9 protein-coding genes are annotated in these 10,743 nt (G+C 56.1%); 8 read left to right on the top strand and 1 reads right to left on the bottom strand.

Annotation, left to right across the window (positions count from 1 at the left end; all coding sequences use genetic code 11):
• Positions 1-136: 136 nt before the first annotated feature.
• On the bottom strand, positions 137-2,665 hold the full coding sequence (locus tag B2W52_RS01855) for a penicillin-binding protein 1A (RefSeq protein ID WP_286801070.1): 2,529 nt from the start codon (positions 2,663-2,665) through the stop codon (positions 137-139).
• Positions 2,666-2,860: 195 nt separating this feature from the next.
• Between B2W52_RS01855 and B2W52_RS01850 the strand changes: the two genes are divergently transcribed.
• The 8 genes from B2W52_RS01850 to B2W52_RS01815 form a co-directional block, all read left to right on the top strand.
• Positions 2,861-3,922 (top strand): pilus assembly protein PilM, encoded by a 1,062-nt coding sequence (locus B2W52_RS01850; protein WP_062786515.1) that lies wholly within the window; start codon positions 2,861-2,863, stop codon positions 3,920-3,922.
• Positions 3,922-4,485 (top strand): PilN domain-containing protein, encoded by a 564-nt coding sequence (locus B2W52_RS01845; RefSeq protein WP_136629685.1) that lies wholly within the window; start codon positions 3,922-3,924, stop codon positions 4,483-4,485. The genes B2W52_RS01850 and B2W52_RS01845 overlap by 1 nt, the downstream gene beginning before the upstream one ends.
• Positions 4,485-5,096: a type IV pilus inner membrane component PilO gene (locus B2W52_RS01840; RefSeq protein ID WP_273069700.1), complete on the top strand. Its 612-nt coding sequence runs from the start codon at positions 4,485-4,487 to the stop codon at positions 5,094-5,096. The genes B2W52_RS01845 and B2W52_RS01840 overlap by 1 nt, the downstream gene beginning before the upstream one ends.
• Before the next feature lie 2 nt (positions 5,097-5,098).
• Complete coding sequence (locus B2W52_RS01835; protein ID WP_136629684.1) at positions 5,099-5,647, top strand: pilus assembly protein PilP; 549 nt, start codon at positions 5,099-5,101, stop codon at positions 5,645-5,647.
• Positions 5,648-5,712: 65 nt separating this feature from the next.
• Positions 5,713-7,794, top strand: a complete 2,082-nt coding sequence (locus B2W52_RS01830) for a type IV pilus secretin PilQ (protein ID WP_273069698.1) — start codon at positions 5,713-5,715, stop codon at positions 7,792-7,794.
• 139 nt (positions 7,795-7,933) lie between these two features.
• Complete coding sequence (aroK, locus tag B2W52_RS01825; protein ID WP_008170790.1) at positions 7,934-8,500, top strand: shikimate kinase AroK; 567 nt, start codon at positions 7,934-7,936, stop codon at positions 8,498-8,500.
• Complete coding sequence (gene aroB, locus B2W52_RS01820) at positions 8,493-9,587, top strand: 3-dehydroquinate synthase (RefSeq protein WP_136629681.1); 1,095 nt, start codon at positions 8,493-8,495, stop codon at positions 9,585-9,587. Before aroK ends, aroB begins: the two co-directional genes overlap by 8 nt.
• A 55-nt stretch (positions 9,588-9,642) precedes the next feature.
• Positions 9,643-10,743 (top strand): ATP-binding protein (locus B2W52_RS01815; protein ID WP_286801069.1); only part of this gene is annotated, 1,101 nt, incomplete at its 3' end.

Below are 10,743 nucleotides of genomic sequence, written 5' to 3'. Positions count from 1 at the left end.
GGATTCCGGCGTTGCACGTAATCCATACCCTGCGCACTACCCGCTGAAGTCAATGGACGACATTATCTGATCTGTCATCCAGGGTATAAAAAAACCGGCGGTGATCCCGCCGGTTTTTTTGTGCCTGCTCCTGATGTCAGAAGATTCGCCTTGACAGGTCGTCTTCCTCGGAGCCTCCATTGCGGTCGTTCTCGGTTTCGGATGTCAGGGGCGGTGGCGCATCCTCTTCCCGGAAGACCTCAAAAATGCCATCCTCGCCCGGCCTTGCACGCTGTCCGGTTTCGGGGTTGATCCGGATATTGACGATGCCATTGGGTCGAGGCATGAAGGAAGAGGGTGCCCCTTCGAGCGCCACTTCCATATAGTCCAGCCAGATGGGGAGCGCGGTGCTGGCGCCAAATTCGCGTCTGCCCAAAGGTGCCGGTTGGTCGAATCCGACCCAGGTAGTTGTTGCCACTTCGTGATTGAAGCCGGCAAACCAGGTGTCTTTCTGTTCGTTGGTGGTGCCGGTTTTGCCGGCGATGTCATCCCGGCCAAGGGCCAGCGCCCGTCTGCCGGTACCGCGACGAATGACGTCCTGCATCATTGAATGCAGAATAAAGACCGAGCGTTCGTCCGCCAGTCTGGGCATAACCCGAACCTCGGGCGAGTCCTCACTTGTTTCAGAAACATTGGCGACGGTGCTTGGCGAGCCTTCTTGCTCGCCCGATGGTTCCTGTCCTGTACCGTCGTTGCAGTCTTTGTCGCACAGAACGGTTTTCGGCGCCTGGTAAATGGTCTCACCGCTAAAGTCAGTGATAGTCTCGATGAGGTAGGGTTCAACGTCGTAGCCTCCGTTGGCAATCACGGCCATGCCTCGGGCAAGTTCCATGGGAGTAAGCTGCCCGCTGCCCAGGGAGAGTGACAGATCGTCCGGCATGTTTTCTACCGGGATTTCCAGTTGTGCCAGGTAATCCAGCGTGTTCCGGATGCCTAGGTCGCGCAGCAGTCGGATTGAGACCAGGTTGCGTGAGCGATAGAGTGCTTCCCGCAGGCGGGTTGGGCCATAGAACTGTCCGGAGGAGTTCTGGGGGCGCCAGGCAGTCTCCAGTTCCGAGTCATCGAAGACAATCGGCGCATCGTTGTAGATGGTCGCCGGTGTCATGCCGCTTTCCAGGGCGCTCAGATAAAGAAAGGGCTTGAAGGTGGAGCCAGGCTGTCGTCTTGCCTGTATGGCACGGTTATATTTGCTCTGACCAAAACTGTAGCCTCCGCTCAGTGCCTCAATGGCGCCGGTTTTGGCTTTCAGTGAAATGAGCGCGCCTTCAACCCTCGGGATTTGAGCAAGCGCAACAGAGGCTTCAGCGAGCTGCTCCGACTGCTCATTCGGGGATTCGTTCCCGTTGGCTTCTGGCTCTAGCGAGGCCGATTCCGGGTTCTGGGCGCGCACATAGATAACGTCGCCGGGAGCCACAACATCGGAGGGCTTCTCAGGCTCAGGGCCTGTGAGATTTTCAGTTTTGTAGCGCCTCGCCCAGGTCATGGTTTCGAAAGCCATGGTGGCGGGGCCGATGCGGCGCGCGTGCACCGCCACTTTGCCGGATTCGTCGTCAACCTCTGTGACGATTGCGGGAAGCAGGGACTCCACGCGAGGGTAGTTCAGGATCAGATCTGATGGCTCACTCTCGGCGAGGGTTTCCTGATCAATCTCCCCAATGGGGCCCCTGAAGCCGTGGCGCCGATCATAGGCTTCAAGGCCGTCTCTTAATGCCTCTGTGGCAACCTGCTGTTTCTTGCCGTCAACTGTGAGGGTGACGGTGTAGCCATCGGTGTAGGCGTCCTCGCCGAACCGCCGAACCATCTCGGATCTCGCCATTTCGGCAACATAGTCGGCGTCGACTTCAGTCTCCGTGCTGTTGTAGCTGGCAGTAATGGGGGCGGAAACAGCAAGTTCGTGGGCATCCGGAGTGATGTATCCCAGGTCGCGCATTCGTCCGAGAATCCAGTTGCGCCGGATCATCGCACGGTCCGGATTGGCCAGGGGGTTGAATGCCGAGGGCGCTTTTGGCAAGCCGGCGAGCATGGCCATTTGGGCCAGGGACAGTTCCGAGACCGGCTTGTTGTAATAAACCTGTGCAGCGGCGGCAATTCCGTAGGCCCGATTGCCCAGATAGATCTTGTTCAGATAGAGCTCGAGAATGCGGTTTTTATCCAGTTCACGTTCGATCTGAAGAGCCAGAAGTATCTCGTTGAACTTCCGGATAAAGGTTCTGTCCCGTGACAAAAAGTAATTTTTTGCAACCTGCATTGTGATGGTACTGCCCCCGGACTGGATCTCGCCGGTAGAGACCAGTTCGATTGCAGCCCGCGCCAGGCCTTTGATGTCGACCCCGAAGTGCTCGTAAAAACGCGAGTCTTCAGCTGCCATAAAGGCTTGTAACTGAATTGTTGGGATCTGTTCGATTGTGATGGGTGCCCTTCTCTTTTCACCGAATTCTGCTATTAATCTGTTGTCTTTGCTATAGACCCGTAATGGCGTCTGAAGCTTGATGTCCAGAAGCTGATGTACCGGCGGAAGGCCAGGGCGAAGGTAAAGATAGAAGCCTGACGTTACGATAACGGCGACACTCAGTCCGGTAAGAAACAACCAGGCAAAAAGGCGAGATGTGCGCAACAAATGAGACATTTTTTTCTGACAACTGTTGGATATAGGTCTATCATTTGAGAAATTGCTTTAGGATGGAAGAGGTGCTTCACCGCTGCAATAGTTCTCAACTAAAGAAGAACACGCATTGTAGACGGAATGGTGAAGAAATTCTCTTAAATAAAAAACACATAAGTTACGTAACCGGGTGCATCTAACCAGGTATAGGGTGAGCGCGTGTTTGGATTAGGAAAGAAATCCAGTGCAGTGCTGGGCGTGGATATAAGCTCCAGCTCGGTCAAACTTCTGGAGCTATCGAAGCAGGGCGACCGTTATAAGGTCGAAAGCTACGCGGTGGAGCCTTTGCCGGCCAATGCCGTGGTGGAAAAGAATATTACGGACGTAGAAGCTGTGGGCGAGGTAATGAAGCGCGTAGCTTCCAAGTCCCGTTCTGGTGTCAAACAGGTGGCTGTTGCGGTTTCAGGTTCTGCAGTTATTACCAAGCTCATCCAGATGGATGGCGGCCTGAACGAATTCGAGATGGAAGATCAGATTGCCCTGGAGGCCGATCAATATATTCCATACCCGCTGGATGAAGTGGCCATCGATTTCGAGGTTCAGGGACCTTCCGAGAACAACCCCGACCAGGTGGATGTGCTTCTGGCTGCTTGCCGGAAGGAAAACGTCGACATCCGCGAGGATGCACTCGAGATTGCTTCACTGACTACCAAGGTGGTTGACGTTGAAGCCTATGCCCTTGAGCGTGCCTACGCACTGATCGAGCCTCAGCTGGACTCTCAGGGAGAGGAGCTGGTGGTAGCGATCGTGGACATTGGCGCGACCATGACCACGCTGAGTGTTCTGGCCGGTGGCAAGACCGTTTATACGCGAGAGCAGATTTTCGGTGGCAAACAGCTGACCGAGGAAATCCAGCGCCGATACGGTTTGTCGCTCGAGGAAGCCGGTCTTGCGAAAAAGCAGGGCGGACTGCCTGACGATTACGAGTCAGAAGTGCTTACGCCGTTCCGCGAGGCTGTCGTGCAGCAGGTTGCCCGCGCGCTTCAGTTCTTCTTTGGTGCCAGTCAATACAATGCCGTCGATTACGTAGTTCTGGCCGGAGGCACGGCCTCGATTCAGGGGCTCACTGAAATGGTCGAAGAAAAAACGGGAACGCCGACCATGGTCGCGAATCCTTTTGCAGATATGGCGGTAGGTTCGAAGGTGAACGCGTCGGCACTGAGTAATGATGCGCCTTCCCTGATGATTGCCTGCGGCCTGGCAATGAGGAGCTTCGACTGATGGCAAAGATTAACCTCCGACCCTGGCGCGAAGAACTTCGTGCCGAAAAGCAGAAACAGTTCGTCGTGATGATTCTTGGTGCGGCGATCATTGCCGGTGGCCTGGTATTCCTCTGGAAGTCCGATATGGACAGCCGGATCGCTTACCAGCAATCGCGGAACGCTTATATTGAAACGGCGGCCAAGAAGCTGGATCAGCAGATCAAGGAAATCGAGAATCTCAAACGCAAACGGGATGAGCTGCTTGCCCGGATGCATGTTATCCAGGACCTTCAGGGTAAACGCCCGGTTATTGTCCGGGTTTTTGACGAGCTGGTCAGAACGCTGCCCGATGGTCTTTTCTATACTGACCTCAAGCGCACAGGAGACCGGCTGGATATCGTGGGCATGGCGGAATCCAACAGCCGCGTTTCCACGTTGATGCGTCAGTTCGAGGAGTCCTATTGGTTTGCTGATCCCAACCTATCAAACGTGTCGGCAGCTGACAGCCGCCGGGCCGGGTACAGTCAGTTTCAACTCTCGGTACAACAAAAAACACCTGAGCCCGAAGGGGAGGATAAGTAATGAGCCTCGCGGACTCACTTAAAAGCCTTAATGAATTTGATATCAACGACCTCGACGTCAACAACGCAGGTATCTGGCCAGCACCGATCAAGGCCATTGTGGTTCTGATCATCTTCGGGCTCATTATCGGGGGTGGGTACTGGTTCTTTATCAAGGATCAGTCCGCCCAGCTTGAACGCGTTGAAAAAACGGAGCAGGAGCTTCGCAAGAAGTACGAAGAAAAAGCGTACCAAGTGGCGAATCTTGAAGTCTTCAAGGCTCAGATGGCGGAGATGGAAGAAACGTTTGGCGCGCTGGTAAGGCAGCTTCCCAGCGAGACCGAAGTGCCAGGTTTGCTGGAGGATATTACCAATACCGCCCTGGGTAGTGGTCTTGCGCTCCAGGAAGTGAAGCTGCAGCCGGAGCAGCGCCGGGACTTCTATTCCGAATTGCCGATCAATATCCGGGTGTCCGGTTCCTACCATGAGCTGGCGTCCTTTGTCAGCAGTGTCGCAAGCCTTCCTCGGATCGTGACCCTGCACGACTTGACCATCAAACCAACTGGCGGAGACGGAGAGCGGCTTGATATGCAGGTTGTGGCCCGTACCTACCGCTACCGGGCTGGAGAATGAGCATGGCAGCAAAGCATGCGGTAAAAGCCTGGCTGGGTGTGTGTCTGGTGTCTCTCCTGACAGCCTGTTCCCAGGGCAGCGGATTTTCAGATCTTGACAAGTTCATGGCCGAAACGAGGGCGAAGCCGCGGGGATACGTGGAGCCTCTGCCCGAGTTCAAGGCCTATGAAGCCTTCAGTTACTCAGCCGCAGACAGACGGGCACCGTTTGAGCCGCCGATCGACGTTCAACTGACCATGGTGGATGAGAAGCCGGTCAGTGATGTTGAGCCGGATCTGGACCGGCCAAGAGAGGTGCTTGAGAACTTTGATCTCAAGGCGCTTCGGATGGTCGGTACGCTTCAGGGCGCCTCAGGCAGCCTGTTCGCTCTTGTCGAAGACGACACTGGTGGCATCCACAGGGTGCGCACCGGAAACTATATGGGGCAGAACTACGGTCGTATCGTGGGCGTCAGTGAAACCCGTATTGAGCTGATTGAAATCGTTCCCAATGGCCGGGGTGGCTGGGTCGAGCGTCCTCGCTCGCTGACCCTCGAAGAAGGCGCAGGCTAGGGAGCGGCTGGATGAAAGTTGAAAGAAACATGCACGTACAAAAAAGTTTAGGGTCGAGGCTAGCGATGTTCAGAAAACTCAATGTATACGTCAGCGTGATTGCTTTTGGGTTGTTCTCCGGCCTGGCCAACGCGGTCACGCTGGAAGACGTGTCGTTTTCGTCGCTACCGGGCGAACGGCTTGAAGTGACACTGGAATTCGATGGGCCGCCGCCGGAACCCACCGGTTACACCATTGAGCGCCCTGCTCGCATCGCTGTCGACCTGAGGGACACGATCAGCGGTCTGGACAGTCGCAGCATTCCTCTGGGGTCTGGTAACGCCCAGAGTATGACGGTGGTGGAAACCAGGGACCGAACGCGGCTGATCTTCAACCTCGTTGAGCTGGTTCCTTACGACACGGTTCGCAGTGGCGATTCACTGGTTATGACTATTGGTGGCGAGGCTGGGGGCGAGGCTCAGGGTGCCGTGGCTGGCGCGCCTGCTTCGTCCTCCCAGAGTAGCCCGGGAGCATCGGGTTCTTCTTCGGCCAACGCCCTTGGCGGTGTGGATTTCCGCCGTGGCAAAGAGGGGGAAGGCCGGGTTCTTGTCGATCTGGGCAGCTCCGGCACGCCAGTGGACTTGTCGGAACGGGCTGGCAAAATCCGGCTGACCATGGATGGCATTACCGTTCCTGCCAATCTGCGTCGCCGGCTGGACGTTACTGATTTTGCAACGCCGGTTACCCGCATCGATACCTTTGTTGAAGATGGCAATGCGGTGGTCGAGATCAGCCCGGCAGGGAATTACGATTATATTGCCTATCAGTCCGGCAGCCAGTTCACGGTCAGTGTGGAAAAGCTTACTGAACAGGAGGCAGAGTCACGCCGTGAAGAGAAGTTCCCGTATACCGGCGAGAAGCTCTCCCTGAACTTTCAGGACATTGAGGTTCGTTCGGTTCTCCAGCTGATTGCGGATTTCACAGGCCTGAACCTGGTCGCCAGTGACACGGTGGGTGGCAGCATCACGCTTCGTTTGCAAAATGTTCCCTGGGACCAGGCTCTGGATCTGATTCTGAAGACCAAGGGGCTCGACAAGCGGCAGATCGGTAACGTGTTGCTGGTGGCTCCGGCAGATGAGATTGCTGCCCGGGAAAAGCTGGAGCTGGAAACCAATAAACAGATTGCAGAGCTGGCGCCGGTACGGCTGGATATTGTTCAGGTCAACTACGCCAAGGCTGCCGACATTGTTGCCCTGATCAAGGAAGATGAGGAGCTGATTTCAGACCGCGGATTTGTCTCCTCGGATGTTCGCACCAACACCATCAGTATTCGTGAGACTGCGCAAAAGCTCGAGGAAATCCGTCGGCTTGTCTCCACATGGGATGTGCCGGTGCGGCAGGTATCCATCGAGGCGCGAATTGTCCGGGCCCAGACCAATGTGGCTGAAGATCTCGGTATTCGCTGGGGTGGTGCCGCTTACGATGTGAGTGGCGATAATGTATTCACTGTCGGAGGCTCGCAGCAGTCCTTGCAGGAGGCGCGTGATGCTGCAGCCGGAAACAGCAGTACAATCACCTTCCCGGGTGCGCTGGCGGTCGATCTCGGTGTGAGCGGTGAAGGCACTTCCTCGTTTGCCATTGGCTGGGGCAGCGATGACTTCCTGGTTGACCTGGAGCTGTCTGCGCTGGAGAGCGACGGCCAGGCCGAAGTGGTTTCACAGCCTCGTGTTGTGACCGCGGATCGCCAGACAGCGTCTATCAAATCCGGTGAGGAAATTCCTTATCAGCGAGCGTCTTCCAGCGGTGCGACAGCGGTCTCGTTCAAGGAAGCCGTGCTTTCTCTCGAGGTGACGCCGCAAATCACCCCGGATGACAAGATTATTATGGATCTGGTGGTCAACCAGGACTCCCGTGGTGAAGTTACCGCCGGTATTCCTTCGATCAATACCAACCAGGTGACCACCCAGGTTCTGGTTGGCAACGGTGAGACGGTGGTGCTGGGTGGTATCTTCCAGTCGCAAGTTGCGACCCAAACTACGAAGACCCCGTTCCTTGGGGATATTCCCTACCTGGGTCGTCTTTTCAAGCGTACCGAGAAAATTGATGAGCGCAGTGAGCTGTTAATTTTCATAACGCCCAAGATCATCAAGAGCGATCTTGTCCGGTAACCGGGATCCCGAAAAAAAGCCGCCGCCTGGAACCCGGCGGCTTTTTTGTGCCTGAATTCCCCACAGGCCGGGTACGGAGCTTATGCAAGTACCGGCCCTGTGATATTCTCACCCGCCTGATCAAAACTGAGCGGAAGTTATGTCTTTGCCGAAACGCGTTGTCCTGGTTGGCCCCATGGGAGCAGGGAAAAGCACGATTGGCCGGATGCTCGCCAAAGAGCTCGGCTATCGTTTTCTTGATTCTGATCGCATCATTGAAGAGCGGTGCGGGGCTAACATTCCGTGGATTTTTGATGTTGAGGGCGAGGATGGATTCCGTTTGCGGGAAACAGCCATGCTGGACGAGTTGTCCCACGAGGACCGAACCGTGCTGGCTACTGGTGGCGGAGCTGTGATGCGCCAGGAAAACCACCCGATTCTCAAGAGAGATGCAACGGTCATCTATCTGAAAACATCCATAGAGCAGCAGGTAGAGCGAACACGCAAGGACCGCAATCGGCCTTTGCTACAGAACGACGACCCTGAGGCGGTCTTGCGGAAACTTTTCTCAATCCGCGATCCGCTGTATTCAGGTCTCGCGGACATCATCATGTTCACGGACAGAAAGAGTCCCCGGCTGGTGGTACGTCAGCTGGTCAATCGGCTGAACCCGAAAACGCCGCGTCACAAAAGGCAGATACGTAAGGAAGGTCGCAACCATGTCTAATCGGTATCGGGAGCTCTCGGTAGAGCTCGGTGAACGCAGCTACCCCATATTTATCGGTGAGGGTCTTCTCGGCACTCAGGATCTATCAGCTTTTGTTTCCGGGGCGCAGGTCATGATCGTCACCAATGAGACTGTGGCACCACTCTATCTTGAACGGGCGAAAGCCTGCTTTCCGGGGAAGCGGGTTGATACCGTCGTACTTCCGGATGGCGAGAAGTTCAAGGATTGGCAGACTCTTAACAGCATCTTTGACGGTCTCCTTGAACAGCGCCACACCCGAAAAACCACTCTGGTCGCCCTCGGTGGAGGTGTGGTCGGGGATATGGCTGGTTTTGCAGCAGCCTGTTATCAACGTGGTGTACCGTTCATCCAGATTCCAACGACGCTGCTTTCCCAGGTCGACTCTTCTGTCGGCGGCAAAACTGGCATCAATCACCCGCTTGGCAAGAACATGATTGGGGCTTTTCATCAGCCGCAAGCGGTGTTGATAGACACGGCAAGTCTACAGACTTTGCCCGCCAGAGAGGTGTCAGCGGGGCTGGCGGAAGTTATCAAATATGGGCTGATCCGGGATCAGGGCTTTCTTGGCTGGCTTGAAGAGCGCATGGATGCATTGGTCAGTCTTGATCCGGAGGCGCTGGCAGAGGCCATCTTCAGGTCCTGCGCTTGCAAGGCCGAAATTGTTGCACTTGACGAGCGCGAAGGTGGCCTCAGGGCGATCCTGAATCTTGGTCACACCTTCGGCCACGCGATCGAAACCTATGCCGGTTATGGCAACTGGCTGCACGGGGAAGCAGTGGGCACCGGTATGCTGATGGCCGCCGAATTGTCCGCGCTTGAAGGGATGATCAGCCGTGACGATTGTGATCGTATTAACCGACTGATCCTCCGGGCCGGTTTACCGGATAAGCCCCCGGCTGCGATGACGGCCGATGACTTTATGAGTTTGATGGCTGTCGACAAGAAAAACGTGGATGGCCTTTTAAGGCTGGTCCTGCTTCGTTCGGTTGGAGACGCCGTGGTCACATCCGAAGTGAGTCCTGAAAACCTTGCTCTCACCTTTGCGCGTTTTTGCAGCTCGATATGATGACGGCCCGAAGGCATCAATGATTTGGTAGCGGACCAGAAGACAAGGAAGACCCGTGACTGAAGAAAGCTTGAACAGTCTTGATGGCGGAGGCCTGTTCCCCAGGTTGCAGCAGCGCTACAGCCTCCGTGCCAACCCGCTGGAAATGGAGACGCCGTTCTTTCCGGATGCCATGCGTCATCACGCTCTGGAAGCGTTGCGCCATCTATGCGGCTTCGGTGATATGGCTCTGTTATTAACCGGAGCTGCTGGCTCGGGCAAAACCCGAATACTGGCGGAGCTGGTCCGCAGCGAATCATCCAGACTCGACTTTCACCGTATACCGGCGGCAGCGCTGACCAGCGCCCAGGCCCTTGCCCGGGACCTGAAAGCGGTTTCCCGCTCAAATCTCGGCCCGGAAGACAGCCCCCGAGACCTGGTTTATGGCTTTTTCAAGTGGTCTGAATCGCGGGTCCGAAAGGGCCAGCGTATGGTCCTTTTGATTGACGATGCCGACCGGGCGCCGACGGAGTTGCTAAGGCTTATCCTGTCCGCCTATCTGGCTTCAGAGCGTGGCTCTTCTGCCGTTCCGGTGTTTGCCGGAACGGATAGCCTGGTCCAGTCGATGGGCCTGGATGATGCGAGCACAAGTGTCCACCAGATACATCTGCGGCCTCTCACCAGGGATGAAATCGTTGCCTATCTGGAACCACGGGTTCACGCTGCCGGCGGCAAGGCAGGGGAACTTCTGAGTCCGGCCCGGGTCTCCAAAATTCACGCCCTGAGCCAGGGTAGCTTTGCGCGACTCAAGCGTGTGACTCCGGGCGTTTGGCTGGACATGGTGGCCTCGCGGAGTGTCGATCGCCCTAAGCACGTTCCGTGGAAGCGGTTCCTTTTGCCCGGGCTGGCCCTTGTGCTCCTTGCGGGCTCCTGGTGGTTTGTGTCGCGCCAGTATGATGAATCCGTGGCCGGCGAGACTGTAAAAGCACCGGAGCCGGTGAGAAAGAGTATAACCATTGGGCCTGAAACAGAGAATTCAGTGCCATCCCCGGAAGAGCCGTCGCAGGACCAGCCTGCCGTGGAGCCTGAAACGGTATTGACAGAGCCGGTAACCGAGCCGGAAGCTGACCAGCCAGAGCCAGAGCCAGAGCCAGAGCCAGAGCCAGAGCCAGAGACA

The organism is Marinobacter sp. UBA2498, from assembly GCF_002341575.1.
In the GTDB taxonomy this organism is placed as follows: Bacteria; Pseudomonadota; Gammaproteobacteria; order Pseudomonadales; family Oleiphilaceae; genus Marinobacter; species Marinobacter manganoxydans.
The sequence above is the reverse complement of the archived record's forward strand: the minus strand, read 5'-3'. Positions and strand labels throughout refer to the sequence as shown.

Coding starts and splice junctions, on each gene's coding strand:
- B2W52_RS01855 (WP_286801070.1), bottom strand. CDS start 2,665: ATGTCTCATTTGTTGCGCACATCTCGCCTTTTTGCCTGGTTGTTTCTT.
- B2W52_RS01845 (WP_136629685.1), top strand. CDS start 3,922: ATGGCAAAGATTAACCTCCGACCCTGGCGCGAAGAACTTCGTGCCGAA.
- B2W52_RS01840 (WP_273069700.1), top strand. CDS start 4,485: ATGAGCCTCGCGGACTCACTTAAAAGCCTTAATGAATTTGATATCAAC.
- B2W52_RS01835 (WP_136629684.1), top strand. CDS start 5,099: ATGGCAGCAAAGCATGCGGTAAAAGCCTGGCTGGGTGTGTGTCTGGTG.
- B2W52_RS01830 (WP_273069698.1), top strand. CDS start 5,713: ATGTTCAGAAAACTCAATGTATACGTCAGCGTGATTGCTTTTGGGTTG.
- aroK (WP_008170790.1), top strand. CDS start 7,934: ATGTCTTTGCCGAAACGCGTTGTCCTGGTTGGCCCCATGGGAGCAGGG.
- aroB (WP_136629681.1), top strand. CDS start 8,493: ATGTCTAATCGGTATCGGGAGCTCTCGGTAGAGCTCGGTGAACGCAGC.